This window comes from Sandarakinorhabdus sp. AAP62, from assembly GCF_000331225.1.
Lineage (GTDB): Bacteria > Pseudomonadota > Alphaproteobacteria > Sphingomonadales > Sphingomonadaceae > Sandarakinorhabdus.
In genome coordinates this window covers 90,962-116,837 of the sequence record NZ_ANFY01000009.1, presented here as the reverse complement: position 1 = coordinate 116,837, position 25,876 = coordinate 90,962, and the positions used below count along the sequence as shown (strand labels likewise).

The following is a 25,876-nucleotide window of genomic DNA, read 5'->3' as shown; positions in this document are numbered from 1 at the left end:
TCCTCATCTCGGGGGAGAGTGCGTGTGGGCGCGTTTGCCGGCAAGACCGTGCTAGTGACAGGGGGATCGACCGGCATCGGCAATGCAGCCGCGCGCCGGTTCCTTGCGACAGGCGCGCGCGTGATCGTGACGGGCACGCGCGCCAGTGCGGCGGATTATGCCGGCACCGATGGCGATCTTGCGGGCCTTGAATATCATCAGCTCGATCAGGGCGATCTGGCGGCGGTGGCGGCCTTTGATCCGGGGGTGGCGCAGCTTCATGCGCTGGTCGTGTCGGGTGCCAAGGTCGCCTACAAGCGCGCCGAATTCATCCCCGATACCTTTGCCGATGTGCTGGCCACCAATCTCACCGGGCCGATGGCGCTGGCGATGAAGTTCCGCGCCGCGCTGGCGGCCGCGAAGGGCAGCATCGTGTTCGTCGGCAGCGTCGCCAGTTTCAAGGGCACCATCGGCCAGCCGGCCTATTCGGCCAGCAAGGGCGGCCTGCTCACGCTCACCCGCACCTTGGGTCAGGCGCTGGGCGGAGAGGGGATCAGGGTCAATCTCGTGGCGCCCGGCCTGGTGCGATCGAAGATGACCGCGATCACCTGGGAGCATCCGGACCGGCTGGCGGCCACGGAACGGCAGGTGCCATTGGGCCGCATCGGCGAGCCCGACGATATTGCCGGCCCGATCATTTTTCTGGCGTCGGATGCGGCGCGTTATGTCACCGGCACGTCGCTGGTGATCGATGGGGGTTTGAGCGCATGAACGGCCTTAACAACGGCAGCTGGGCGCGCGGCAAGTCCGTGCTGGTGACCGGCGGCACGCAGGGCATCGGCAAGGCGGTGGCGGAACAATTCCTGGCACTTGGCGCCAAGGTGACGATCACCGGCACCCGCACCCGGATCGAATGCTATGACGAACCGCCCGAAGGCGTGACCTATCTGCAGGCCGATCTGACCTGGCCCGAAGCCCGCGCCGAAATCGCCGCGCACATCGATGCGCTCGATGTGCTGGTGAACAATGCCGGGCGCGGTTCGGCCAATGAATATGAGCAGGAAGAGTTCGAGCATGTCATCGACTCCAACCTGAATGCAGTGATGGACCTGAGCGTGCGCCTGCACCCGCTCTTGAAGGCGACCAAGGGCAGCATCGTCAATGTCGGCAGCCTGGCCAGTTTCCTGGCGCTGAAGGAGACGCCTGCCTACACGGCGTCGAAGGCCGGGCTGCTGGGCCTGACACGGGCGCTGGGCGACAAATGGGCGCCGGATGGCGTGCGGGTGAACCTGGTGGCGCCCGGCTTCATCGCCACGCGCATGACCGAAGGCGCCCGCACCAACCCGGAGCGCGAGAAGAAATTGATGCGCGCCATCCCGATGCAGCGTTGGGGCGAGCCCGATGAAATCGCCAGCGCCATCCTGTTCCTCGCCAGCCCGGCGGCGAGCTATATCACCGGGCAGAGCCTGGCCATCGATGGCGGCTTGATGCTGCGCTGATAAGCCATTGACGGCGCGGCAGTGCTGGCCTTTGCTATGCGGGTAAACGGGCAAGGGGGAACGACACCATGAAGCGCAGCCGCAGTGTGGCCATGTTGATGGCAGCTATGGCACCGGCGGCGCTGGCGGGTCCGGCGCAGGCGATCGAGGTGACGGAAGCCTCCATCCCGCAATTGCAGGCGGCGCTGGCAGGCGGCGCGGTCACCTCCCGCCAACTGGTGCAGGCTTATCTGGCTCGCATCGCCGCCTATGACAGCCAAGGCCCGGCGCTGAACAGCATCGTGACGCTCAACCCCGCGGCGCTGGCGCAGGCCGATGCGCTGGACAAGGAACGCGCCGCCAAGGGACCACGCGGGCCGATGCACGGCATTCCGGTGCTGGTGAAGGACAATTTCGACACGAAGGACATGCCGACCAGCGGCGGCACGCTGGCGCTGGCGACGTTTGTGCCGGCCAGTGATGCCCATCAGGTGGCAAGGCTGCGGGCGGCCGGGGCCATCATCCTGGGCAAGACGACCCTGCATGAACTGGCCATGGGCATCACCACCATTTCCTCGCTCACCGGCCAGTCGCGCAATCCCTATGATGTGCAGCGGTCGCCGGGCGGCTCCAGCGGTGGCACCGGGGCGGCGGTGGCGGCCAGCTTTGCCGCGGCCGGCATGGGCACGGATACTTGTGCGTCGATCCGGGTTCCGGCTGCCTATCAGAATCTGTTCGGCTTTCGCACCACGCGCGGTCTGGGAAGCCGGACGGGCGTGATCCCCCTGTCGGACACGCAGGATGTTGCCGGGCCATTGGCGCGCAGCGTCGCCGATCTGGCCGCCATGCTGGATGCCACCGTTGGCGAGGACCCTGCCGATGCGGTGACCAAGGGGGCCGGCGCCCATGTGCCGCGTTCCTATGCCGATGCGCTGCAGGCCGGGGCGTTGCAGGGTGCACGCATCGGGTTGGTGCGCAGCCTGTTCACGTTGGTGCCCGAGGATGCGGAGGGCAAGGAAGTTTACGACAAGGCCATTGCGTCTCTGCGCGGGGCTGGCGCCGAGGTGATCGAGGTGGCGATCCCCGGACTTGCCGAGATGCTGACCGACAGCAACGCGCGGAAGTTCGAATTTGTCGCCGATCTGCAGGCCTTTCTGGCGGCCCATCCGGGCGCGCCGGTCACATCGCTGGCACAGATCGTCAATGCCGGGCTGCACCATGACCAGCTCGACAAGTTGATGCGGGACAATCTGGCGGAAGCTGGTCGGCAATCGCCCGGTCACCAACTGGCACTGGCCAAGCGCAGCGTGGTGCGGGCAGTGACGGATGCGCTGTTCGCCAAGGAGCGCCTCGACGCGCTGCTCTATCCCACCGCCTTGGGCCGGCCACCGGTGATCGGGGCGCAGGGGGTTGCCAACAATTGCCGCTTGAGCGTGGACACCGGGCTGCCAGCGCTGGCCTTTCCGGCCGGTTTCACCCCGCGCGGGCTGCCGGTCGGGCTGGAACTGCTCGGACCGGCGTTCAGCGAGCCGCGGTTGCTGGCGCTGGCCTATGGCTGGGAGCAGCTGGCCAAACCGCGCCAGCCGCCGTTCAGCACGCCGGCGCTGGTGGGCGGCAAGGCGCCCGGGCCGCAACGGGCGGTGGCCAGCCTCACCGGTGCCGGGTCAGCCAGGGCCACGCTGCGCTTCACCTATGAACCGACGACGGCGCGTATGCATGCCGATGTGACGGCCAGCGGCAACGGCAAGGATGCGCCGTTCGCGGTGGCCCTGCATCGCAGCCACGAAGGCGGGTCGGGGCCGGTGCTGGTGCCGATCATGCTGCGTGGGCAGAAACGCGCCAGCGCCGATCTGGTGCTCGACGCGCTGGCCCGGGCCGATCTGGCGGCGGGGCGGCTGGCGGTGGTGCTCTACACGGCGGCCGCGCCGCTGGGGACGGGGCGGGTAACGCTGAATTTCAAACCGGATTAGGCGCGCCTTGGCAATCTATCACCTCTCCCCGGCGGGGAGAGGCGATTGCTATTGTCCGCGCCGGCTCATGAAGGCCAGCCGTTCGAACAGCATCACGTCGGCCTCGTTCTTCAAGAGGGCGCCGTGCAGCGGCGGGATCAGGCTCTTCGTGTCGCGGTTGCGCAGCACGTCGATCGGCAGATCCTCGTGCATCAGCAGCTTCAGCCAATCGAGCAGCTCACTGGTGCTGGGCTTCTTCTTCATGCCCGGCACTTCGCGCATGTCGAAGAAGATGTTCATGGCTTCGGCGACCAGGGCGCGCTGGATGTTGGGGTAATGCACCCGCACGATGGCTTCCATCGTGTCGCGATCCGGGAACTTGATATAGTGGAAGAAGCAGCGGCGCAGGAACGCATCGGGCAGTTCCTTTTCGTTGTTGCTGGTGATGATCACGATCGGGCGCTGGGTGGCCTTGATGCGCTCGCCGGTTTCGTAAACATCGAACTCCATGCGGTCGAGCTCGGTGAGCAGATCGTTGGGGAATTCGATATCGGCCTTGTCGATCTCGTCGATGAGGAGGACGGGCAGCTTTTCGGAGGTGAAGGCTTCCCACATCTTGCCGCGGCGGATGTAGTTGGCAATGTCCGAAACGCGCGGATCGCCCAGCTGGCTGTCGCGCAGGCGGGAAACGGCGTCATATTCATACAGGCCCTGCTGGGCCTTGGTGGTGGATTTGACGTTCCATTCGATCAGCGGCGCATCGAACGCTGCAGCGATCTGCGCGGCCAGAACCGTCTTGCCGGTGCCGGGTTCGCCCTTCACCAGCAGCGGCCGGCGCAAGGTGACGGCGGCGTTGACCGCAACCTTCAGATCATCGGTGGCGACATAGCCGGTGGTGCCTTCGAAACGCATCGTCAAATCCCCTTCGTGCACCACAGCTAGAGTCGCGGCGGCGACAGCGCAATCCTGTCATTGTGCCAAGGGCGGGCCAGTGCCATAACGCCGCAACAAACAGAACAGGGTCAATAAACGGGGGATTGCATGTCGCTTATGGTTCGTCTCGGTATGGCCGGGGCGTTGTTGCTGGCCGCCGCGCCGGTGTGGGCTGCGCCATCGGCCCTGTTGAAATGCGATGGCTATGGCCGTCGCCAGACGCCGGGCGAGCAAGTGGGCCGCGGCCTCGTGATCCTGGGCACGCTTGGCCTGTTCGGCAGTGCCGAAGCCGACAATCCCGCCGCCCGCGAAGCCGGCGAGAAGGGCATCACGGCCTGCAACGAAGCACTGACCGACAGCCGTACCACCGGCAACCCGGTGCGCCGCGCCGAAGTGCTGTTGATGCGCGGTGTGCGCCACTTCGAGATGGGCCGTTTTGATGATGCCTTGGCCGATGCCAAGGCCGCGCGCGCCGTGGAGCTGACCCCTTTGGTGCGCGCTCACTTCGACAAGAATATCGGGGCGTCCACCCTGATGCTGGAAGCCTTTGCCATGCTGTCGAAGGGCAATCAGGCTGAAGCCGAACGCCTGTCCTTCATGGCGGCCAATGCGCGGCCCAACGCCACGTTCCTGACCGAGGAAGCACTGCGGATCATGGCGTTGACGCCGGAGATCAGCGCCGACGAGCGGCAATTGCTGGATCGTTTCTGGCGGATGATGCCCAATGTGCGCCACAGCCAGCATCTGGATGGTGCCGGGGAATGGAAGAATGCTGCCGCCAGCCTCTCGACGCTGGTGGGCGTGCTGCAGAAGCCCGGGGTTGTCACCCTGTCGCGCCAGGCCGCCGTGCAGGCGCTGGCTGGTGACAGCGCCGCCGCCGAAGCGACGCTGGCACGGGTGGGGCAGGATATTGACGAGCTCGCGGCCAAGGCCGGCGGCACCGATCAGGCCGCGCAAACCGCCGCGCAGCAGGTCGCCCGCGCCGATGAACTGGTGCAGCTGGCCAAGGCGCAGCTGGCGCTGAACAAGGGCCAGCTGGAAGAAGCCAAGGGATTCCTCGCCGGGCGGCCGCGCTGGCTGTCGCCGGCATCGCTGACAGCGGCGATCGTCGGCAATGTGCAGGCCAAGGCGGGGGCCGGCGCCGCGACGGGCGTCGATCCGGCCAAGATCCGCAGCGATGCCACCAAGGTGGCGCGCGATGGCCTCACCGGCAAGGGCGTGCTGAACCTGCTGGTGACGATGCTGCCGCGCTGGGAAGATCCGGACACGGCCCAGGAATTTGGCAAGGCCATGCTGCCCACCGCCAAGACGATGCAGCCCAAGCCGGTGCGCGATGGTGCCGCCACGGGCATCACGTCGGCGCGCATGGCAGCGCTCGACACGGCGACCGAGGCACTGCTGGTGGCCGCGGCGCGAGCGACCAAGGCCAAGGGTCAGGATCGCTTTGCCGTGTTGATCAACTTCGTGGTGCCGGGCACTGCGCGGGTCGGCCTGAGCAGCCGGGTCGGCATCCTGGAGTTCGTGACGCCGGCCGATCCGCTGTTTGCCGCGCAGGAAGACCGGTCGCTGAAGGTGGTGGATATCGAGGCGGCGCTGGGCAGCCAGTACAAGGCGCCTGATCCGGTCAAGCGCTGATCAGCGACAGGTGCTGCGTCAGCGATAGGCGTAGGTGACTTCGTCGGTCTGGCCGCCGACGAAGCCGAACATGCTGCCCTTGCTGTCGGCCGACTGGCTGGCAAGGCGCGGGCGGCCGTCGGGGCCGAGGCGATAATCGCTGATCTGTTCGAAATTGGTGACCTTGATCAGCAGGTTCAGCTTGAAATTCTCGCGCGATTTCACTTTCAGCCTTGCGACATAGGGCTTGCCCTCGTTGCTGGCGATGATGGCTTCACCGGAAAGATGGCTGGAAATGTCGCCGGTGTCGGTGCGCACGGTGCCGGCTGGCAGCACTGGAATCTTCAATGTCTTGCGGCCTTCGCTGTCCACCGAAATGTCGGACGCGGCGGCCAGCAGCGATGCCATGCGGTAATAGCCGGGCACCGGGTTGGCCGCGGTGGCCTTGCGGAACATCTTGAGATGATTGGCGCTGGGTGTCTTGCCGTTGACGCTGACCAGCGACCAGCGCTGGCCGTCCCAGCGTTCGACGGTGACGGTCCTTTCCTTGATGCCGGGGCCGCGACGGACGGCGGTAGTGGTGCGATCAAAGGCTATAGTGGCCGGATCGGCGGTGCGGGCGTCGGAGATGATGGCTTCGCGCAGGGGTTCCAGCCGCAATTCGTCGCCCGGTGCCGCCGCCAGCAACAGGCCGGCAAATAGCGGCAAGAGGAATGTGCGACCTTTTGTCATCATCTTGCCAATAGCCCATCGCGGCGATGCACCACAACCGGCATCCACCCCAAAGGGCGCAGTTGCCGGCGTGGCGTTGCATTGCAGCATCACCTGTTGCAGCTTGATGAACGAACGGCGCCGTGCCGGGTCGCTTCAGTTGGCAGGCACGGCCTGATCGCCGGTTCTTGCCGCCGCCAGACCATTGATCGCCAGCCGGTTACCCGGACGTTGGGCGAGGGCGCGCCGGAAATCGGCTGCGGCGCCCGCCGTGTCACCCTGGGCCAGCCGCAACTGCCCCGACAGCACCGAAATCGGCTGCGGCCACAGCGGTGGTTCCTGATAGGGCAGATTGGCTTCGATCGCCTCGGCGGCGCTGAAGGCCCGCAGGGCAGCGGCCACGTCGCCGCGTGCGGTGGCGATGCGGCCACGGGCAACGGCATCGGCGATGGCGGAAAATTGCATGTCGCCGCCGCCCCCCCGGCGCCGACGCGTTGGCTGCTGCAGCGCATCGCGGGCGATGCGCAGTGCCTTCAACTCGCCTTCCGCGCCATCAGGGTTGCCGCTCATGGCCAGCGCTTCGGCGCGGGCGCCGTGGAAGGCGATGTTCAGCCGGCGCAGGCGCTGGTCCGGCCGGGGCAGGGCGAGGATTTCGGCCGGCGTCATGAACTGGGTGCGGGTATGCAACGCCGTGATCAGCCGCATTTCCAGCCAGGGGGAGGTGGCGACCCTGGCCGGATCAACCGCCGCTTCCAGCCCGGCGGCCGCAGCCAGCGCGGTTTCCCTGTCGCCGATCTGGACCGCGGACGAGGCGAGGAAATGCGTGTGGTGGGTGAAATAGCCGTAGAATTTCGGATCGGCACCAACGGCGCGGGCATAGGCTTCGTCGGCAGCAACTGCCTGCTTGTTGGCCGCGATGGCGCGATCGAACTGGCCGATGCGATACCAGGTGTGGCTGGGCATGTGCACCATGTGCGGCGCGCCCGGCGCAAGGTCGCCCAGGCGGGCAGCTGGCCCGGCGGCGCGCTCGGGATTGGCGCTGGCTTCGGTCAGGTGGATGATCAGGTGAATGGCCTGCGGGTGGTTGGGATTGCGCGCCAGCACCTTGTCCACCAGGGCCAGCGCCGTGCCGGCCCGGGCCTTGGGCGTCTTGCCGCCGGCTTCCCAATAGTCCCAGGGCTGGCTGGTCATGATGGCTTCGGCCGCCATGATCGCCAGCATGTCATCATCCGGCCAGCGCGCGGCCAGCGCCGTCATCGTGTCGGCAAAGCCGTCGCCATGGACATTGTCCTTGGTGCCATCGGGGGCATAGCGGGCGTGCAGTGCTTCCGCCAGCGCACGGTCACGCTCCGACAGGCCGGGTGCCTGCAGCACCTGCGCCGTCAACAGGCGGGCCCTGGCGATGATGGCCGGATCGATGGCGCCGCTGTTGACATAGGGCCCCATCGCCAGGGCTTCGCCCCACAGGCACATGGCGCAGCCGGGATCGAGGCGCCTGGCCTCCTGAAAGCTCTTCAGGGCTTCGTCATAGTCAAAGCCCCACAATTGCCCAAGGCCCTGATCGAAGAAGGCTTGGGCCTGGGCGTCGGCGCTCACCGGCATGTGCACTGGCGTCAGGCCGGGCACCAGCACGATGTTGGCCCTGGTGCCGGTGCCGGTGCCTTCACCCACCCCGCCACCTTGCCCGCACATGTTGGCGGCCAGTGCGGCGGCCAGCACCAGATTGGCCGGGGAGGGGGCTGGAGCCGCCGACGTGCACAGCAGGAAGGCGGACAGGGCGGCAGCGGAACGGATCATCATCGCCCAAACGTGGAACAGGCGGCTGCGCTTGGCAACAGTCAGCTTTGGCGCCTGTTTCAGCTCCAGCCCTGGAACCGTATCACACGTCGAGGAAGCTGCGCATCTTGCGGCTGCGCGACGGGTGCTTCAGCTTGCGCAGCGCCTTGGCTTCGATCTGGCGGATACGCTCGCGGGTCACGCTGAACTGCTGGCCAACTTCTTCCAGCGTGTGATCGGTGTTCATGCCGATGCCGAAACGCATGCGCAGCACACGCTCTTCACGCGGGGTCAGGCTGGCCAGCACGCGCGTCACGGTTTCCTTGAGGTTGCTGTGGATGGCCGCATCGACCGGGATGACGGCGTTCTTGTCTTCGATGAAATCGCCCAGATGGCTGTCTTCCTCGTCACCAATCGGCGTTTCGAGGCTGATCGGCTCCTTGGCGATCTTCATCACCTTGCGGACCTTTTCCAGCGGCATGGAAAGCCGCTCGGCCAGTTCTTCCGGAGTCGGCTCGCGGCCGATTTCGTGCAGGATCTGGCGGCTGGTGCGCACCAGCTTGTTGATCGTTTCGATCATGTGCACCGGGATACGGATGGTGCGGGCCTGATCGGCGATGCTGCGCGTGATCGCCTGGCGGATCCACCAGGTCGCATAGGTGCTGAACTTGTAGCCGCGGCGATACTCGAACTTGTCCACCGCCTTCATCAGGCCGATATTGCCTTCCTGAATGAGATCAAGGAATTGCAGGCCGCGGTTGGTGTATTTCTTGGCGATGGAGATGACGAGGCGCAGGTTCGCCTCCACCATTTCCTTCTTGGCAATCCGCGCCTCGCGTTCGCCTTTCTGCACCATGTTGACGATGCGCCGGAATTCACCCAGATCAACGCCGGTGGTTTCGGCTATGCCGGCCAGTTCGCGACGGTTCTGATCGATCGACGCGGCTTCGGCGGCGGCAAAGGCCGCCCACTTCTTGTCGATGGTGGCCACGCGGTCGAGCCAGCCTTCGGTCAGCTCGTTGCCAACATATTCATCCAGGAAGCTCTTGCGGACGATCTTGTGCTTGTCGGCCAGGCGCATCATGTTGCTGCCCAGTGCCATCAGTCGCTTGTTCTGGGTGTAGAGCGCCTCGACCAGCAGTTCGATCTTGTTGTTGTTGAAGTGGATCGACTGCACGCCGCGCGTCAGTTCCTCGCGCAGCTTCTGATATTTCTTCTCGTCGCCATTGGCGAACGCCGGGCCGCCATGCAGCGACGACAGCCGGGCTTCCTGCAGCTTGTGGAACTTCTTGTAGGTGCTGGTGATTTCGGCGAATTTCTCCAGCGCAGCAGGTTTGAGCTGCTCTTCCATCTGGCCGAGTGACAGCCCGCCTTCGTCATCTTCCTCGGCTTCAGCAGCGCGCTGCTGGGCGCGGCGTTCGGTGAATTCGTCTTCCTCGTCGGCCGGTGGGGCCTCGGCTTCCGGTTCTTCGTCTTCCTTGAACTGCACGGTGGGCAGATCGCCGCCTTCCTCCACCTCCTCGCCATCTTCGCCCGGCACCTTGGCCAGCATGGCTTCCAGATCGAGGATCTCGCGCAGTTGCATGCGGCCTTCGTTCAAGGCGTTCGACCATTCGATGATGGCCTGGAAGGTCATCGGGCTTTCGCATAGGCCGGCGATCATGGTGTTGCGGCCGGCTTCGATGCGCTTGGCGATGGCGATTTCGCCTTCGCGGCTGAGCAGCTCCACGGCGCCCATTTCGCGCAGATACATGCGCACCGGATCGTCGGTGCGATCCAGCGGCGCCTTGACGGCGGCCACCGGCGCCGGCGACAGATCGCCATCGACCGGTTCGGCTTCGGGCTCTTCCTCTTCGGGCGTGTCGGCGTCTTCGGTGGTGTCTTCGTTCTCGACGACGTTGATGCCCATCTCGTTGATCGCGGACATGATGTCCTCGATCTGCTCGCTGGTCATCTGATCCTGCGGCAGGGCTTCATTGATCTCGTCATAGGTGATGTAACCGCGCTTCTTGGCGCGGGCGATCAGCTTCTTGACCGAGGCTTCGTTGAGATCAATGAGCGGAGCATCGCCATCCGCCTTGGCATCGGTGGCGTCGTTCGAGACCGTCTTGGCCATCCTGTGTCGCGTCCTTGATCTGCGCCGGTACCCAAAACCCCGGCCGTAAACCCATGAATAACGTGCAAAAGCCCGCCCACTGGAGTCTGTCTCCGGCGGGGCAGGCGAATGCTGCGCGCATATTATACCGCGCTTCTTAGCCGTCTCGCCGCGATTCCGCCAGCTTCAACATCGCCGCATCAAGCGACTCGACCTCCTGGCGCAAATTCTGCTGCGCTTCCCAGTCAGCCTCATCGAGGCTGGCTTGGAACCGTAGCGTGGCTTCGGCCAACGCCTGCACCAGTCCGGCGCGGGCCGTGGCTTGGGCCAGCGTCATGGCGAAATCGGCTTCAGCCACATCTGCCGGCGTTTCGGCCCGCGTGAAACTCAATCGCAAATTGTTGCCGCGCCGGATGCGCTCCGCTTCGGCTGCCAATCCGATTTCGGTCAGATGGGCTGCCAGGGCCACATTTTCAAGGCCAGGGTCAGCCGCCGTGGCAGCCAGCACCGCCGTCAGCACGGCGGCGGCCCCGTCGTCCTCAGGGCGCAGCGCCGCCAGCGCATCGTGATGCAGATCGGCCAGTACTGGACGCGCGAGCACACCGGCCAGCACCGCATCCATCATCGGATCGTTGCCGCGCGCCACCAGGGCCTTCAGTGCCGGCGTCGCGCCGGGGATGGGCGGCTGCCAGCGCTCGCCCGGTTTTTGCGGTGTCCATGCCGGGCGCTGTGGCCGCGCCATGAACGCCGCTTCGAAACGCTGGCTGAACTCGGCTTGATACAGCGCGCGCACATCGGGGTCGCCGATGCTGGCGGCGGCTTCGCGCAGATGCTGGCGTCCTCGCGCGCGGTGTTCGGGGGTGGCGGTGTCCATGCCGGCGGTTTCGGTGGCCCAGATATGGTCGATCAGGGGCACAGCGCTGGCCAAAACGGCTTCGAATGCTGCGGCGCCGCCGGTGCGGCAGATATCGTCCGGGTCTTGCCCCGACGGCAGGGTCGCGATGCGCAGCGATTTGCCGGGTTTCAGCAGCGGCAGCGCCCGCATGGCAGCACGGGTGGCGGCGCGCTTGCCGGCGGCATCCCCATCGAAACACAGCACTGGCACATCAACCAGCCGCCACGCCAGCATCAGCTGGGTTTCGGTCATCGCGGTGCCCAGCGGGGCCACGGCCTCGGCAATGCCGGCCTGGGCAAGGCCGATCACGTCCATATAGCCTTCCACCACGATCAGCCGGTTCGCCTTGCGCGCGGTCGGCCCGGCCTGATCAAGATTGTAGAGCAGCCGGCCCTTGTCGAAGAGTGGGCCATCGGCGGAGTTGAGATATTTGGGCTGCACGTCACCCAGCGCGCGCCCGCCAAAGCCGACCACCCGCCCACGCGCATCACGGATCGGGAACATCAGCCGGCCACGAAACCGATCATAGGTCTCGTCGGTATCGGTCTTGCCGATCAAGCCGGCCTCCAGCAGCGTGTCGGCGGTCGCGTCCTTCAGGTGGCCGCGCAGCGCCGTGCGCGAATCGGGGGAATAGCCCAGCCCGAACGCCTTCACCGTGGCCGGCCGCACGCCGCGCCGTTCCAGATAGGCGCGCGCATTGTTCCCGCCATCGCTGGCCAACTGCGCCTGGAACCAGGTGGCGGCGCGGGCCGTGAGTTCGGCCAGGCTGTCGGCCACTTCCGCTTTGTGGCGCGCCTCGGGGGAGAGGGCGGGGACTTCCAGTCCGGCTTCGGCGGCCAGCTGCTTCACTGCCTCCATGAACGGCAGGCCCATGTTGTCGGTCATGAAGCGGATCACATCGCCATGCGCGCCGCAGCCAAAGCAGTGATAAAAGCCCTTTTCGTCGTTCACATAGAAACTGGGCGTCTTTTCATTGTGGAAGGGGCAGCAGCCCTTCATCTCCCGCCCCGCCCGGGTCAGCTTCACACGTCGACCGATGACGCCCGAAACCGGAACCCGGGCGCGCAGTTCGTCGAGGAAGGCGGGGGAAAGGCTCATCCCGTCAGGTTCAGGCCAGCGCGGCTTTTACCAGCCCGCTGGCCTTGCTCATATCCAGCTTGCCGGCAAAACGCTCCTTCACGGCGGCCATCACGCGGCCCATGTCCTTCACGCTGGTGGCGCCCAGTTCGGCCACCACGGCCTTGATCGCCGCCAGTGCCTCGGCTTCGTCCATCTGTTGCGGCAGATAGCTTTCGATGACCGCCAGTTCGGCCCGCTCGGCATCGGCCAGTTCGGCGCGGTTGCCGGCCACATACATCTCGATCGATTCGCGGCGCTGCTTGGCCATTTTCATCAGCACGTCGGCCACCAGCACATCGTCGTCCGCCGGGGCGGTGCCCGTGCGCAGTTCGATATCCTTGTTTTTCAGTGCCGCGGAAATCAGCCGCAACGCGCCCAGCCGGGCGCTGTCGCGGGCCTTCATGGCCTCGATTGTATCGGCTTTGATGGTGTCGCGCAGCATGGCATTCTCCGGTGCAAGAAATTGCAGATTGATCTTTGGGGCTCGATAGCGTCTCAGGCAGTCAATTAATAGATTGACGGCGCGGCCCTTCACCCCTAGGTCCCCCGCCGTTTGCCCGCAACCTGCCCCCCGAACGCAAAAAGGAAATCGACCATGGCCGCCGCCCCTGCGCCCGCCCAACCCAAAGGCGCGACGGGGGTATTGGTTCTGGCCGATGGCAGCGTCATTTGGGGCCATGGCTTTGGCGCCGAAGGCGTGGCGGTGGGCGAGGTGTGCTTCAACACCGCGATGACCGGCTATCAGGAAGTGATGAGCGACCCCAGCTATGCCGGGCAGATCATCACCTTCACCTTCCCGCACATCGGCAACGTCGGCGCCAACAACGAGGATATCGAATCCGCCAACCCGCATGCGCTGGGCTGCGTGGTGCGTGAACCCGTGACGGCCGCCGCCAATTTCCGCAGCCAGCGCCGCTTTGACGACTGGATGAAGGCCTGGGGCCGCATCGGCATTTCCGGCGTCGACACACGATCGCTGACCAAGCGCATCCGTGAGGGCGGCGCGCCCAACGGTGTGATCGCCCACAACAAGGCCGGCCAGTTCGATGTGAAGAAGTTGCTGAGCCAGGCCAAGGCGTGGCCGGGGCTGGAAGGCATGGACCTGGCCTCGGTGATCAGTGCCACCCAGAATTACAGCTGGGATGATGGATTGTGGACGTTGCAGGGCGGCTATGCCGTGCACAGCGCCAACCAGGATGGCCCGCATGTGGTGGCCATCGATTATGGCATGAAGCGCAACATCCTGCGCAACCTGGTCGCCGCTGGTGCCCGCGTCACGGTGGTGCCGGCCACCGCGACGTTCGATGAAATCATGGCGCTGAAGCCGGCCGGCATCTTCCTGTCCAACGGCCCCGGCGATCCGGCTGCCACCGGCGTGCACGCGGTGCCGACCATCCAGAGGATATTGAACGCCGGCATGCCATTGTTCGGCATCTGCCTTGGCCACCAGTTGCTCGGCCTCGCGGTGGGCGCGAAGACGCTGAAGATGACGCAGGGCCACCGCGGCGCGAACCACCCGGTCAAGAGGCTTTCCGATGGCCGGGTCGAGATCACCTCGATGAACCATGGCTTTGCCGTCGATACCGACACGCTGCCGGCGACGGCGCGGCCCACCCATATCTCGCTGTTCGACGGCACGCTGGCCGGCCTTGAACTCACCGACCGCCCGGCGTTCAGCGTGCAATATCACCCCGAAGCCAGCCCCGGCCCGCAGGACAGCCAATATCTGTTCGAGAAGTTTGTCGGGGGGCTGAAGTGACCACGCCGGGAGAGGCCATCACCTCTCCCCGCCGGGGAGAGGTCGACTCGCCGAAGGCGGCGGGAGAGGGGCCTGTTCCCCCGATTGATGCGGGTGCCGTGCCCCTCTCCCGGGCCGGCGCTGCGCGCCGTCTCTCGACCTCCCCCCGGCGGAGGGAGGTGATGGGTCGTGCCAAGGCGATGCGGAGTGAGATGACCCCGCCAGAAGCGCGGTTGTGGACAGTTCTGCGCGCTGGCCGGCTCGATGGCTGGAAGTTCGCGCGGCAGGTGCCGATCGGCCCTTACATTGCTGATTTTGCTGCGCGTCGCGAAAAATTCGTCGTGGAGGTTGACGGCCAGTCACACTTGCAGACCCACTGCCATGATGCCCGCCGCGATGCGTGGTTGGCTGAACAGGGCTACCATCTTCTCAGAATTCCCGCCCTCGACGTGCTCGAACGCCTCGACGACGTCGCCTGCACCATCACCCATGCGCTTGCCACGCACGCAGCCCGGAACGCCTGATGCCCAAACGCACCGACATCCAATCCATCCTCATCATCGGCGCCGGCCCGATCATCATCGGCCAGGCCTGCGAGTTCGATTATTCGGGCACGCAGGCGGTGAAGGCGTTGAAGGCGGAAGGCTATCGCATCATCCTGGTCAACTCCAACCCGGCGACGATCATGACCGATCCGGAATTGGCGGACGCGACCTATGTGGAGCCGATCACGCCCGAAATCGTCGCGCGCATCATCGAGAAGGAGCGGCCCGACGCCGTGCTGCCGACGATGGGCGGGCAAACCGCGCTCAACACTGCGCTCGCCCTGCACCGCGACGGCACGCTGGAAAAATATGGCGTGCAGCTGATCGGCGCCGATGCCGAAGCCATCGACAAGGCCGAGGACCGGCTGAAATTCCGCGATGCGATGGACAAGATCGGGCTGGAATCGCCGCGCAGCCGCATCGCCCATTCGATCGAGGAAGCGCTCAGCGCGCTGGAGTTCGTTGGCCTGCCCGCCATCATCCGCCCCAGCTTCACCATGGGCGGCACCGGCGGCGGCATCGCCTATAACCGCGAGGAATTCATCCAGATCGTCACCGGCGGCCTTGATGCCAGCCCGACCACTGAAGTGCTGGTGGAAGAAAGCGTGCTGGGCTGGAAGGAGTATGAGATGGAGGTGGTCCGCGACAAGGCGGACAATGCCATCATCGTGTGTTCCATCGAGAATATCGATCCGATGGGCGTCCACACCGGCGATTCCATCACCATCGCCCCGGCGCTGACGCTGACCGACAAGGAATATCAGATCATGCGCAACGCCAGCATCGCGGTGCTGCGCGAGATCGGCGTCGAAACCGGCGGTTCCAACGTGCAATATGCGGTGAACCCGAAGGATGGCCGCCTGGTCGTCATCGAGATGAACCCGCGCGTGTCGCGCTCCTCGGCTCTGGCATCCAAGGCCACCGGCTTCCCGATTGCCAAGGTGGCGGCGCTGCTGGCGGTTGGCTACACGCTCGATGAGGTCATGAACGATATCACTGGTGCGACGCCGGCCTCGTTCGAGCCGACCATCGATTATATTGTCACCAAGATCCCGCGCTTTGCCTTCGAAAAGTTCAAGGGCGCGCAGAATCTGCTCGGCACCGCGATGAAGTCGGTGGGCGAAGTGATGGCCATCGGCCGCAACTGGCAGGAAAGCGTGCAGAAGGCGCTGCGCGGGCTCGAAACCGGCCTGACCGGCTTTGACGAACTGGAGCATCTGGTTGGCGCCAGCATCGAGGAAATCGAGGCCGCGCTGAGCCGCCCGACGCCCGATCGCCTGCTGGTGGCGGCCGACGCGCTGCGCGCCGGCATGAGCGTTGATCGCATCCATCAGATCGCCAAGTTCGAACCCTGGTTCCTGCGCCAGATGGCCGAACTGGTGGAAGAGGAAGCCAAGGTGAAGGCGAAGGGCCTGCCCACCACGGCTGCCAGCTTCCGCCACCTGAAATCGCTGGGTTTCTCCGACGCGCGGCTGGCCAAGCTGGCCGGCACGACGGAAGCCGAGGTGTCGCGCGCCCGCCGGGTGCTGAATGTGCGGCCGGTGTTCAAGCGCATCGATACCTGCGCCGGCGAATTTGCGGCGAAAACGCCCTACATGTATTCGAGCTACGAAGCCCCCAGCTTCGGTGCGCCGGACTGCGAGAGCAAGCCGACGGATCGAAAGAAGATCGTCATCCTCGGCGGCGGCCCCAACCGTATCGGCCAGGGTATCGAGTTTGACTATTGCTGCTGTCACGCCTGCTTTGCGCTGGATGATGCGGGCTATGAAACCATCATGGTCAACTGCAATCCGGAGACCGTGTCGACCGATTATGACACATCGGACCGGCTCTATTTCGAGCCGCTGACCGCCGAGGACGTGCTGGAAATCCTCCACACCGAAATGCAGAACGGCGAACTGGTCGGCGTGATCGTGCAGCTCGGTGGCCAGACGCCGCTGAAACTGGCGCAGGCGCTGCAGGATGCCGGCATTCCGATCCTGGGCACCAGCCCGGACAGCATCGATCTGGCTGAAGATCGCGAGCGCTTTGCCGCCCTGATCACCGAATTGGGCCTGAAGCAGCCCGAAAACGGCATCGCCCGGTCGGCCGAGGAAGCCGTGCGCGTGGCCGAAACCATCGGTTATCCGGTGCTGATGCGGCCTTCCTACGTGCTGGGTGGCCGTGCCATGGAAATCGTCGACACGCTGGCGCAGCTCGAAACCTATATTCGCGAAGCCGTGGTGGTGTCCGGCACGTCCCCGGTGTTGATCGACCGCTATCTGCGTGACGCCATCGAAGTGGACGTGGACGCGGTGGCCGATGGCGACACCGTGTATGTGGCTGGCGTGCTGCAGCACATCGAGGAAGCCGGCGTGCACTCAGGTGACAGCGCCTGCTCGCTGCCGCCCTACAGCCTGCCCGCCGACATCATCGCCGAAATCGAGCGCCAGACCGAGGTGCTGGCCCGTGCGCTCAAGGTGAAGGGCCTGATGAACGTGCAGTTCGCGGTGAAGGATGGCGACGTGTACCTGATCGAGGTCAATCCCCGCGCCAGCCGCACCGTGCCGTTCACCGCCAAGGCGACCGGCATCCAGGTGGCCAAGATCGCGGCGCGCGTGATGGCGGGTGAGAAACTCGCCAGTTTTGATCTGTCCCCGCGCAATGTCGGCAATCATATCGCCGTCAAGGAAGCCGTGTTCCCGTTCGCGCGCTTCCCTGGCGTCGATCCGGTGCTCGGCCCCGAAATGAAGTCCACCGGCGAAGTGATGGGCATTGATGCCGATTTCGCCACCGCCTTTGCCAAGAGCCAGCTGGGCGCCTTCACCGTGCTGCCGCAATCGGGCCGCGTGTTCATCAGCGTGAAGGACAGCGACAAGCCGCAGATCATGGATGCCGCGCGCGACCTGGTGTCACTGGGCTTCGAACTGGTGGCGACGTCGGGCACCGAAGCCGCGTTGAAGGCCGCCGGCATCCCGGTAACGGCCGTGAACAAGGTGGCCGAAGGCCGGCCGCACATCGTCGATCGCATCAAGGATGGCGAGATCGCGCTGATCTTCAACACCACCGAAGGCCTGCAATCGCTGAAGGACAGCCAGTCGATCCGCGCATCGGCACTCTATGGCCGGGTTCCGTACTACACCACGGCCCCGGCCAGCCGGGCGGCCGTGGCGGCAATTGCTGCAATGCGGCGACACCGGCTTGAAGTTCGGCCACTTCAATCCTATCATCACCAATCCTGATCGGCGGCAGAATATCCGCCTGCGGCCCCTGACGACGCCGAAACGCGCCGGCAGGGGCAAATCTTTGGAACGACTTGCAGGATAGTTGAACGACCATGGCGACGATGGAAAAGGTGCCGATGCTGCCATCGGGGCATTCAGCCCTGATTGTCCAGTTGCGCAACCTGAAGGAAGTGGAGCGGCCGGCGGTGGTGGAAGCCATCGAGGAAGCGCGCGCCCATGGCGATCTGTCGGAAAACGCCGAATATCACGCCGCCAAGGAACGCCAGGGCCAGATCGAAGCCCAGGTGATCGAGCTGGAAGACATGCTGGCCCGCGCCATCGTGATCGATCCCAAGACGCTGTCGGGCGACAAGGCGGTTTTCGGCGCCACAGTCCACCTGCTCGATGAAGACGACAAGCCGGTCACCTATCAGATCGTCGGCCAGCATGAAGCCGATGTGAAGGCCAGCCGCATCAGCTTCTCCTCGCCGCTGGGCAAGGCGCTGATCGGCCGCCGGGTGGGCGATGAAGTGGAAGTCCACACCCCGTCGGGCGACAAATATTACCAGATCGACCGCGTTGAGTTCATCTGAACCCGTACCAGCCAGCGCCGAGCCGGAGGAGCATCATCCGGCCACGGTGATGCGCGTGCTGGTCCTGCTGAACGCGATCGTGGCCATCCTGATGGGCTTGGCCGGCAGCCAGGCGCGGCAGATACTGCTGTTCTGGGCCGGCCTGGTACCGGCGCGGCTCACGCTGGCGGTGGACGGGCAATTGCCGGTGCTGGGCGCGGTTTCCACCCTGTTCGGCCACATGTTCCTGCATGGCGGGGCGACGCACCTGCTGATGAACATGGTGATGCTGATCGCCATCGGCCGAATCCTTGAACCCACTCTGGGCAGCCGGCGCTTCCTCATCCTCTACCTGGTCTCGGGCCTCGCCGGCGGTCTGGCCGAATGGGTCTGGTCGCCGATGAGCACCGTCCCTGCCGTTGGCGCTTCTGGTGCGATTTCCGGCCTGGTCGCGGCGCAGGCCATGTTGTTTGGCCAATCGAAACGCGGGCCGCTGATGCAGGCGCTGGGCCTGGCGGTGGCCTGGGTTGTGCTGCAGGTACTGGCCGGCGCGGCGATGGGCGGGCCAGATCTGCGGATCGCGATCATGGCGCACATTGGTGGCTTCGTTGCCGGACTGGCGCTGGCGCGGCCGTTGATGCGCAGCGCACAGGGCGGCTAGTCCACCGGCACGCCCGGCCGTGACAGCGCGGTACGGATCACGAAACTGGTCTTCACGCTCTCCACATTCGGCGCCGGAGTCAGTTCGCTGGTCAGGAATTTCTGGAATTCCTGCAGATCGTGGGCAACGACCTTCAGGATGAAATCGATCTCGCCATTGAGCATATGGCATTCGCGGACCTGGGGCAGGGCGGCGACATGGTCTTCAAAGGCGCGCAGATCGGCTTCGGCCTGGCTGCGCAGGCTGACCATGGCAAAGACGGTGATGCCATAGCCCAGCGCCACGGAATCCAGATCGGCGTGATAGCCCCTGATGACGCCATTTTCCTCCAGCGCCCGCACGCGGCGCAAGCAGGGCGGGGCGGTCAGCCCGGCGCGGGTGGCCAGATCAACGTTGGTGATGCGGCCTTCGGCCTGCAGATGACGCAGGATCACGCGATCGATATCGTCGATCGGCAGCCGCGAACGATGCACCACAGAGTAACTCCCCATCCCAAAATCCCCGTTCTTGATAACATTGTTTCAATGTCGCGCAAGATGCAGATTGGCGCAGGCCTTGTTCGCGCAAGCCTTGCTGCCGCGCCGCCTGCGGGCTGGAAATGATGACAAATTTCCTTAAGTCAGTCCGCACGTGCGCCAACCGGCGTCCCTTTTTGGAGATTCGCTTTCATGTCCCGTCACGCCAAGGTTCTGATCATCGGCTCCGGTCCGGCCGGCTATACCGCTGCCGTCTATGCCGCCCGCGCCATGCTGGACCCGGTGCTGATCCAGGGCCTGCAACCCGGCGGCCAGTTGACCATCACCACCGAAGTGGAGAACTGGCCGGGCGAAACCATGGTGATGGGCCCCGATCTGATGGTGAAGATGGAAGCCCAGGCGCGCCATGTCGGCACCGAAATCATCACCGATATCGTGACGAAGGTCGATCTCGCTCGCCGTCCGTTCGTGCTGGAGACCGACAGCGGCCAGGGCTGGACCGCCGATACCATCGTGATCGCCACTGGCGCCCAGGCGCGCTGGCTCGGCCTGCCGAGCGAGACGAAGTTCCGCGGTTTCGGCGTTTCAGCCTGTGCCACCTGCGATGGCTTCTTCTTCCGCGGCAAGGAAGTCGCCGTGGTGGGCGGCGGCAACACGGCGGTGGAGGAGGCGATGTTCCTCACCAAATTCGCCAGCAAGGTGCACCTGATCCACCGTCGCGGCGAGTTGCGGGCAGACAAGACCAACCAGGCCCGTCTGCTGGACAATCCCAAGGTGGAAATGCACTGGCATGCCGAAGTGACTGACGTGCAGGGCCAGGACATGCCGCTGAAGGTGGAAGGCATCACGCTGGCCGACACGCGCGACGGCAGCACCCGTCAGCTGAAGGTGGATGGCCTGTTCATCGCCATCGGCCACGTGCCCGCGACCGGCCTGTTCGCCGGCCAGCTGAACATGGACGAGGAGGGTTATGTCCTCACCGCGCCCGACAGTACGGCCACCAGCGTGCCCGGCGTGTTTGCCGCTGGCGACGTGAAGGACAAGCTCTACCGCCAGGCTGTCACCGCGGCCGGCATGGGCTGCATGGCGGCGCTGGAAGCGGAGCGTTTCCTGGCACACGGATAAGGGGAGGAGGGGCGCATGCAATCCGGCATCAATCTCGATTGGGAAAAGCTGCGCCTGTTCGACACCGTGGCCGAAGCCGGCAGCTTCACCGAAGCCGCGCGCCGCCTGCACATGAGCCAGCCGGCGCTTTCCCGCCAGATCGCGGCGCTGGAAGAAAGCCTGGGCGCCAAATTGTTCCATCGCCACGCCCGCGGCCTTGCCATGACGCACGAGGGCGAGCAGCTGCGCGCCGCCACCGCCGACATGCACGAACGCATCGACAAGGCAGCGCAGGCCATCGATGTCAGCCGGGATCGGCCCACTGGCGCCATCCGCCTGACCACAACGGTTTCCTTCGGTTCCACCTGGCTGGCAAGGCAGTTGGGCGATTTCCTCGATCTTTATCCCGATATCAGCGTGCACCTGATGCTGACCGATGCCGATCTCGATCTGGCCAAACGCGAGGCAGACGTGGCGATCCGCTTTCACCGGCCGTTCCAGAATGAACTGATGCAGCGCCCACTGGCCGGAATCCGCCATCACCTCGTGGCCAGCCCGGACTATCTGGCTCGCCATGGTGAACCCAGGAGTATCGCCGATCTCGATCATCACCGGCTGATAGCCTATGGCGATGCGGCGCCGGAGTTTCTGAAGGGCATCAACTGGATCCTGGAGCTGGGCCATGAAGGCAGCCCGCGGGCGGCGGCACTCACCATCAACAACAGCCACGGTGTGTTGCAGGCGGTGGAAGCCGGCGCCGGCATCGCGGCGCTGCCTTCCTATCTGATCCGCTTTTCCGGCAAGGTGCAGGTGGTGCTGCCGCAGGTGGAAGGCCCGGTGTTCCGCACCTTCTTCACCTATCCATCCGAGCTTCGGCGCTCCATTCGCATTGGGGTGCTGCGTGATTTTCTGGTCGAACGCATGACCAATGCCGCACTGGACATGTGAGGCAGGCTGTCGCAGCCTGGTCTGCGCAGTCGCTGTCATGAAATGATAACAATGGGTTGTTGGCAATGGCTGGCGCAAGCCATGCGCTCAGTGCATGGCTGCAACCCAATATTGTGCACTGCAATAAGGCCGCGCGAATCCGTAGATAGAACGTGTCGCCGCGATAGCGGTAACGCCGGGCCCGCTGCTCTCCCCCCCCGCAGCCCGCCCGGCCTGATCGGTCCGCCACTCCTCCCCCCTTGAGGCGGCCGATCAGCCCGGATGCGCCCTCCTCCCCTCCCGGCGCCCGGGCAAGATTGAAGGGCCGGATGCACAAGCTGCGTCCGGCCCTTTTTCTGTCTGCGCGCCTGCGCCACCTTGCACCGCACGCCCGGCCTTCCCAAGTGCATCGGCATCGGCTAACCGCTGGGAGCCCGGTTCGGGCCTGTAGCTCAATGGTTAGAGCAGGCCGCTCATAACGGCTTGGTTGGGGGTTCGAGTCCCTCCGGGCCTACCGGCGGTTTGGCCGGGCCTACCGGCGGTTTGGCCGGGCCTACCGGCAGTTCGGCCGGCCTTGCCGGCAGTTTGAAGGAAGCGGCGTCTGCACGTGTCGTCACAGCAAGTGGAAACCAGCAGCCCCGCCGAGGATGCACGCCCCCGCGCCAATTGGAAAAGCTGGGCTGGCGCCGTGCTGGGCCTGGTCGTGCTGGGCCTGGCAGCCTGGGGCCTGAAGAAGATTTCCGGCCAGGTGACACTGGCCGACGTGATGGCCGAAATTCAGGCCACGCCGGGCCATCTGATCGCCTTTGCCGCGCTGTCCACCTTCCTCTCCTATGTGGTGCTGGTTGGCTATGACTGGTTTGCCACCCGCCACCTCGGCTATACCCATATCCGCTGGCCCACGCTGGCCGCCGCCAGCTTCTCCAGCTTCACCATGAGCCATACGCTGGGCGTGACCATCCTCACCGGTGGCACCGTGCGATATCGCATCTACACCCGTGCCGGCGTGAAGCCCGCCGATATCGCCATGATCATCCTGCTGTGTGGCTGGACCTTCTGGCTGGGCATCATCTTTGTCGCCGGTATCGGCCTGATCGTTTCGCCGGGCCTCGCCGAACCGATCCGCGAATGGGTCCCGCAAGGTCTCGAGGAATGGACCGGCGCGCTGATGCTGGCTGGTGTCGTTGCCTACACGCTGCTGGCGACCGTGTGGCGGCGCAGCTTCAAGTTGCTGCGCTATCGCTTCACCATCCCGGACGGCAAGCAGACGCTGCAGCAGATTGCCATCGGCACGCTCGATCTCGCGCTGGCCGGTGGGGCGCTCTACATCCTGCTGCTGCCGGTGGCCGGCATTCCCGATCTGCTCACCTTCCTGGTCATCTACGCCGTCGCCATGGTGACAGGCGCGCTGGCCCATGCGCCGGGCGGGCTGGGCGTGTTTGAACTGGTGATCGTTGGCCTGATGCCCGATGCCGACAAGGCCGGCGTGCTGGCCGCCGTCGCGCTGTTCCGCATCCTCTATACCTTTGTGCCGTTCCTGCTTGGCGCCGCGCTGCTGGCCGTGATGGAGGCCCGCGCTTTCCGCGCAGCGCGCGCTATTGCTGATCCGCCAGGCGGCGCGCAAGCTTCGCCCGCCAATAGGCACTGAGGCCGGGCAGACCGGCAAGCTCGGTCAGTTCTTCCACGCGGCCAGCCTTGCCGGCAGCGATCGGCGTGAAACGGCTGATCGGCCAGGCCGGATTGGGCCGCTCGATCACGTCATGGCCATCGCCCGGTGCAATGGCACCGCCCTCGAGCACCCGGAAATACCAGCCGCAGCGACCTGAACGGGTCATGGCCTTCACTACCCGCGTGGTGCCCATGGCGGCGGCAAAGGTGGAGCAGGGCTCCCTGATCTGGGCAATCTGCAGCGTGGCCGTGCCGCAGCGGATGACGTCGCCCAGGCACAGGCTGGTTTCATCAACGCCATCGACCGCCAGATTTTCGCCCATCGCGCCCAAGTGAAAGCGATCCGCAAGCGCCGGGAATTCGGCCATCCACGCCGCATAACCTGACACGGGATAGGCATAGATCGCTTTTTCCGGCCCGCCATGCACGCGGGTGTTGCCAACCTGATCACCCTCCAGCCCCAGCGCGTGCACCGCCACCGGGCCGCTCACGGGCTGGCGGCGATAGGCAGAGAGCATGGGATGGCCCGGCAATGGCTGCGGCCGGCCGATACGCAGCTGCGTGATTATGCCACTTGCGATCATGGCGAATTCCTCTGACACTGACGGCCTTGTTCAACAAGCTGAAAGGAGGTGATCCAGTGTCTCATTGCTTCATTCACGGCGCGAAGGCGCTGGTGGCCCCGGTCAAGGTCGGGGCGCGCTGAACACCAGACACCGCCCTTCGTGGACGGATGACAATGTTTTGGGGTCGTCGGGCAACCGGCGGCCCCTTTTCATTGCGCGAGCAGCACGGCCGCCTTTTGCACCGTGAAGCTGGCGCCCCACGCCAAGGGCGCCAGCACGGTGGCCCAGGCCAGCAAGCGCAGGCCCCACGCCGCCGGTACGGCGGCTGCAGTCGTTGATGCGAGCGCCGGCGGCGATTCCGCGTCCTGTTGCCAAAGATCGGCGCGCACCGGCTTGACCAGCAGCGCCGCCACCAGGCCGAGCGCCAGCAGGCCGGCCAGCATCAGGAAGATCGGGCCATAGACCGCTTCGCGTGCCACGCCTGCGGCCAGGCGCGCATCGCGCACATAGGCGACCAGCAGCGGGCCGAGAATGCCGGCGGTGGACCAGGCGGTGAGCAGGCGGCCGTGGATGGCGCCCACCTGCCTGGTGCCGAACAGATCGGCCAGCCAGGCCGGCACCGCAGCAAAGCCGCCGCCATACATGGAGGCGATGAGCGCGAACACCGCCACGAACAGCGGGAGGGTCGGTGTGCCGGGTAGGGCTAAGCCATAGCAAGCCGCGCCCAGCGCCAGGATGGCGGCATACATCGCCCTGCGGCCGATCCGATCCGACAGGCTGGCCCAGAAGAAGCGGCCGGCGATGTTGAACAGGCTGATCAGGCCAACGAAACCGGCACCCGCAGCTGCGGCAGCGGCCTTCTGGGTTTCGGTGAAATCGGCAAAGCGTGACGGTTCTCCGAACAGGCCGCCGCCAAAGATTTCCTGTGCCATTGGTGAGGCAATGCCGATGATCCCGATACTGGCCGAGACGTTGCAGAGCAACACGCACCAGACCAGCCAGAATTGCGGCGTACGACTTGCCACGCCGATCGGCACAAAGCGGCCGCCGGCGATCACTTCGGCCTTGCCGGGCGGCGCCCAGCCCGGCGCTGGCAGGCGGAAACCCAGGGCGCCGGCCGTCATGAACAGCGCATAGACGCCGGCCAGCATCAGCATCGCCTGCCAGACGCCGGCTTCGCCCGGGCCGGCGAAGGCCGCCATCAGCCGGTCTGCCGCCGGGCTGCCGACCATGGCGCCGCCGCCAAAGCCCATGATCGCCATGCCGGTGGCCAGACCGCGCCGATCGGGAAACCATTTGATCAGGGTGGAAACCGGCGTGATATAGCCGATGCCGAGGCCGATGCCGCCCAGCACGCCGGCACCCAGCCAGAACAGCCATAGCTGGTGCAGGAACACGCCCAGTGCGCCCACCGCCATCCCGCCGCACCAGCAGGCGGCCGACAGCAGCCCGGCCCGGCGCGGACCAACGCGCTCTACCCAACTGCCAAACAGCGCCGCCGACAGGCCAAGGACGACGAAGAACAGCGTGTAGACCCAGACGAGATCGCTCACCCGCCAGTTGCAGCCGGTGCTGATCAAGGCCTCGCCAAGCCCAGTGCAGGCCGGCGCGCCCAGCGCATGGCTGAGCGGCAACCAGAACACCGAAAAACCATAGGCCATGCCGATGCACAGGTGGATGGCCAGCGCGCAAGGCGGCACCAGCCAGCGGTCAAAACCGGGCGGTGCGGTGATGCGATCGCGTGACAGGAAAGCCTTCATGGCGGGGCGTTGCCCGGTGGCGGCGGCGCGGTCAACCGGTGGGTTGCCGCAGGCCGACTTCACCTCTCCCCGCCGAGGAGAGGTCGACTCGCGCGGCACGCGCGGCG

The 25,876-nt window shown here is 65.5% G+C and carries 21 protein-coding genes and 1 tRNA gene; 13 read left to right on the top strand and 9 right to left on the bottom strand.

Annotated elements, in window-relative coordinates:
• The first annotated feature begins 24 nt into the window (after positions 1–24).
• From D619_RS0110110 to D619_RS0110100, 3 genes are all read left to right on the top strand, one after another.
• A complete protein-coding gene (locus D619_RS0110110; RefSeq protein WP_017668471.1) occupies positions 25–750 on the top strand; it encodes an SDR family oxidoreductase in 726 nt (241 codons plus the stop codon).
• The gene (locus D619_RS0110105) at positions 747–1,478 is read left to right on the top strand and encodes an SDR family oxidoreductase (RefSeq protein ID WP_017668470.1); all 732 of its coding nucleotides are present in this window, start codon (positions 747–749) and stop codon (positions 1,476–1,478) included. The genes D619_RS0110110 and D619_RS0110105 overlap by 4 nt, the downstream gene beginning before the upstream one ends.
• 68 nt (positions 1,479–1,546) lie before the next feature.
• Complete coding sequence (locus tag D619_RS0110100) at positions 1,547–3,427, top strand: amidase family protein (protein WP_017668469.1); 1,881 nt, start codon at positions 1,547–1,549, stop codon at positions 3,425–3,427.
• Between the two features lie 48 nt (positions 3,428–3,475).
• On the opposite strand, the gene D619_RS0110095 is transcribed toward D619_RS0110100, so the two are convergent.
• Positions 3,476–4,318 (bottom strand): MoxR family ATPase, encoded by an 843-nt coding sequence (locus D619_RS0110095; protein WP_026090928.1) that lies wholly within the window; start codon positions 4,316–4,318, stop codon positions 3,476–3,478.
• Positions 4,319–4,447: 129 nt separating this feature from the next.
• Here D619_RS0110095 and D619_RS18110 point away from each other — a divergent pair, with 129 nt between their 5' ends.
• Positions 4,448–5,974, top strand: coding sequence for a hypothetical protein (locus D619_RS18110; protein WP_193743292.1), 1,527 nt, complete (start codon positions 4,448–4,450; stop codon positions 5,972–5,974).
• An 18-nt stretch (positions 5,975–5,992) separates the two neighbouring features.
• Here D619_RS18110 and D619_RS0110085 read toward each other — a convergent pair whose 3' ends face one another.
• The 5 genes from D619_RS0110085 to D619_RS0110065 all read right to left on the bottom strand — a co-directional run bounded on the left by D619_RS0110085 (position 5,993) and on the right by D619_RS0110065 (position 12,991).
• Positions 5,993–6,688 (bottom strand): hypothetical protein, encoded by a 696-nt coding sequence (locus D619_RS0110085; protein ID WP_152417407.1) that lies wholly within the window; start codon positions 6,686–6,688, stop codon positions 5,993–5,995.
• A gap of 132 nt (positions 6,689–6,820) precedes the next feature.
• A complete protein-coding gene (locus tag D619_RS16340; protein ID WP_017668465.1) occupies positions 6,821–8,464 on the bottom strand; it encodes a hypothetical protein in 1,644 nt (547 codons plus the stop codon).
• A gap of 79 nt (positions 8,465–8,543) precedes the next feature.
• Positions 8,544–10,556 carry an RNA polymerase sigma factor RpoD gene (gene rpoD, locus D619_RS0110075; RefSeq protein WP_017668464.1) on the bottom strand — a complete coding sequence of 671 codons (2,013 nt, stop codon included), beginning with the start codon at positions 10,554–10,556 and terminating at the stop codon, positions 8,544–8,546.
• 136 nt (positions 10,557–10,692) lie between these two features.
• Positions 10,693–12,528 carry a DNA primase gene (dnaG, locus tag D619_RS0110070; RefSeq protein WP_017668463.1) on the bottom strand — a complete coding sequence of 612 codons (1,836 nt, stop codon included), beginning with the start codon at positions 12,526–12,528 and terminating at the stop codon, positions 10,693–10,695.
• 10 nt (positions 12,529–12,538) lie between these two features.
• Entirely contained in the window at positions 12,539–12,991 is a 453-nt protein-coding gene (locus D619_RS0110065) for a GatB/YqeY domain-containing protein (protein WP_017668462.1), read from the bottom strand.
• A 153-nt stretch (positions 12,992–13,144) separates the two neighbouring features.
• Between D619_RS0110065 and carA the strand changes: the two genes are divergently transcribed.
• The 5 genes from carA (at position 13,145) to D619_RS0110040 (ending at position 19,268) form a co-directional block, all read left to right on the top strand.
• Positions 13,145–14,308: a glutamine-hydrolyzing carbamoyl-phosphate synthase small subunit gene (gene carA, locus D619_RS0110060; protein ID WP_017668461.1), complete on the top strand. Its 1,164-nt coding sequence runs from the start codon at positions 13,145–13,147 to the stop codon at positions 14,306–14,308.
• A 161-nt stretch (positions 14,309–14,469) separates the two neighbouring features.
• A complete protein-coding gene (locus D619_RS16335; protein ID WP_033373416.1) occupies positions 14,470–14,811 on the top strand; it encodes a DUF559 domain-containing protein in 342 nt (113 codons plus the stop codon).
• Positions 14,811–18,053 carry a carbamoyl-phosphate synthase large subunit gene (carB, locus tag D619_RS0110050; protein ID WP_017668459.1) on the top strand — a complete coding sequence of 1,081 codons (3,243 nt, stop codon included), beginning with the start codon at positions 14,811–14,813 and terminating at the stop codon, positions 18,051–18,053. The genes D619_RS16335 and carB overlap by 1 nt, the downstream gene beginning before the upstream one ends.
• A 95-nt stretch (positions 18,054–18,148) precedes the next feature.
• A complete protein-coding gene (gene greA / locus D619_RS0110045; protein ID WP_017668458.1) occupies positions 18,149–18,628 on the top strand; it encodes a transcription elongation factor GreA in 480 nt (159 codons plus the stop codon).
• Entirely contained in the window at positions 18,615–19,268 is a 654-nt protein-coding gene (locus D619_RS0110040; RefSeq protein ID WP_026090927.1) for a rhomboid family intramembrane serine protease, read from the top strand. Before greA ends, D619_RS0110040 begins: the two co-directional genes overlap by 14 nt.
• Here D619_RS0110040 and D619_RS0110035 read toward each other — a convergent pair.
• Entirely contained in the window at positions 19,265–19,759 is a 495-nt protein-coding gene (locus D619_RS0110035; protein ID WP_051033488.1) for an Lrp/AsnC family transcriptional regulator, read from the bottom strand. The genes D619_RS0110040 and D619_RS0110035 overlap by 4 nt on opposite strands.
• Before the next feature lie 177 nt (positions 19,760–19,936).
• Here D619_RS0110035 and trxB point away from each other — a divergent pair, with 177 nt between their 5' ends.
• The 4 genes from trxB to D619_RS16330 all read left to right on the top strand — a co-directional run bounded on the left by trxB (position 19,937) and on the right by D619_RS16330 (position 23,423).
• Positions 19,937–20,869: a thioredoxin-disulfide reductase gene (gene trxB / locus D619_RS0110030; protein ID WP_017668455.1), complete on the top strand. Its 933-nt coding sequence runs from the start codon at positions 19,937–19,939 to the stop codon at positions 20,867–20,869.
• 15 nt (positions 20,870–20,884) lie between these two features.
• Positions 20,885–21,796 (top strand): LysR family transcriptional regulator, encoded by a 912-nt coding sequence (locus tag D619_RS0110025; protein ID WP_017668454.1) that lies wholly within the window; start codon positions 20,885–20,887, stop codon positions 21,794–21,796.
• Between the two features lie 420 nt (positions 21,797–22,216).
• A tRNA-Ile gene (locus tag D619_RS0110020) sits at positions 22,217–22,289 on the top strand.
• A gap of 93 nt (positions 22,290–22,382) precedes the next feature.
• A complete protein-coding gene (locus D619_RS16330; RefSeq protein ID WP_193743291.1) occupies positions 22,383–23,423 on the top strand; it encodes a lysylphosphatidylglycerol synthase domain-containing protein in 1,041 nt (346 codons plus the stop codon).
• Here the strand turns inward: D619_RS16330 and D619_RS16325 are convergent.
• Both D619_RS16325 and D619_RS0110005 read right to left on the bottom strand, forming a co-directional pair.
• The gene (locus tag D619_RS16325) at positions 23,371–24,027 is read right to left on the bottom strand and encodes an MOSC domain-containing protein (RefSeq protein WP_017668452.1); all 657 of its coding nucleotides are present in this window, start codon (positions 24,025–24,027) and stop codon (positions 23,371–23,373) included. The two genes, D619_RS16330 and D619_RS16325, sit on opposite strands and share 53 nt — an antisense overlap.
• A 191-nt stretch (positions 24,028–24,218) precedes the next feature.
• Entirely contained in the window at positions 24,219–25,769 is a 1,551-nt protein-coding gene (locus tag D619_RS0110005) for an OFA family MFS transporter (RefSeq protein WP_020480456.1), read from the bottom strand.
• Positions 25,770–25,876: the final 107 nt, after the last annotated feature.

Bases quoted from the DNA above. Each gene is read 5' to 3' on its own strand.
- D619_RS0110105 (WP_017668470.1), top strand. From the start codon at position 747: ATGAACGGCCTTAACAACGGCAGCTGGGCGCGCGGCAAGTCCGTGCTG.
- D619_RS0110100 (WP_017668469.1), top strand. From the start codon at position 1,547: ATGAAGCGCAGCCGCAGTGTGGCCATGTTGATGGCAGCTATGGCACCG.
- D619_RS0110095 (WP_026090928.1), bottom strand. From the start codon at position 4,318: ATGCGTTTCGAAGGCACCACCGGCTATGTCGCCACCGATGATCTGAAG.
- D619_RS18110 (WP_193743292.1), top strand. From the start codon at position 4,448: ATGTCGCTTATGGTTCGTCTCGGTATGGCCGGGGCGTTGTTGCTGGCC.
- D619_RS0110085 (WP_152417407.1), bottom strand. From the start codon at position 6,688: ATGATGACAAAAGGTCGCACATTCCTCTTGCCGCTATTTGCCGGCCTG.
- D619_RS16340 (WP_017668465.1), bottom strand. From the start codon at position 8,464: ATGATGATCCGTTCCGCTGCCGCCCTGTCCGCCTTCCTGCTGTGCACG.
- rpoD (WP_017668464.1), bottom strand. From the start codon at position 10,556: ATGGCCAAGACGGTCTCGAACGACGCCACCGATGCCAAGGCGGATGGC.
- dnaG (WP_017668463.1), bottom strand. From the start codon at position 12,528: ATGAGCCTTTCCCCCGCCTTCCTCGACGAACTGCGCGCCCGGGTTCCG.
- D619_RS0110065 (WP_017668462.1), bottom strand. From the start codon at position 12,991: ATGCTGCGCGACACCATCAAAGCCGATACAATCGAGGCCATGAAGGCC.
- carA (WP_017668461.1), top strand. From the start codon at position 13,145: ATGGCCGCCGCCCCTGCGCCCGCCCAACCCAAAGGCGCGACGGGGGTA.
- D619_RS16335 (WP_033373416.1), top strand. From the start codon at position 14,470: ATGGGTCGTGCCAAGGCGATGCGGAGTGAGATGACCCCGCCAGAAGCG.
- carB (WP_017668459.1), top strand. From the start codon at position 14,811: ATGCCCAAACGCACCGACATCCAATCCATCCTCATCATCGGCGCCGGC.
- greA (WP_017668458.1), top strand. From the start codon at position 18,149: ATGGCGACGATGGAAAAGGTGCCGATGCTGCCATCGGGGCATTCAGCC.
- D619_RS0110035 (WP_051033488.1), bottom strand. From the start codon at position 19,759: ATGGGGAGTTACTCTGTGGTGCATCGTTCGCGGCTGCCGATCGACGAT.
- trxB (WP_017668455.1), top strand. From the start codon at position 19,937: ATGTCCCGTCACGCCAAGGTTCTGATCATCGGCTCCGGTCCGGCCGGC.
- D619_RS0110025 (WP_017668454.1), top strand. From the start codon at position 20,885: ATGCAATCCGGCATCAATCTCGATTGGGAAAAGCTGCGCCTGTTCGAC.
- D619_RS16325 (WP_017668452.1), bottom strand. From the start codon at position 24,027: ATGATCGCAAGTGGCATAATCACGCAGCTGCGTATCGGCCGGCCGCAG.
- D619_RS0110005 (WP_020480456.1), bottom strand. From the start codon at position 25,769: ATGAAGGCTTTCCTGTCACGCGATCGCATCACCGCACCGCCCGGTTTT.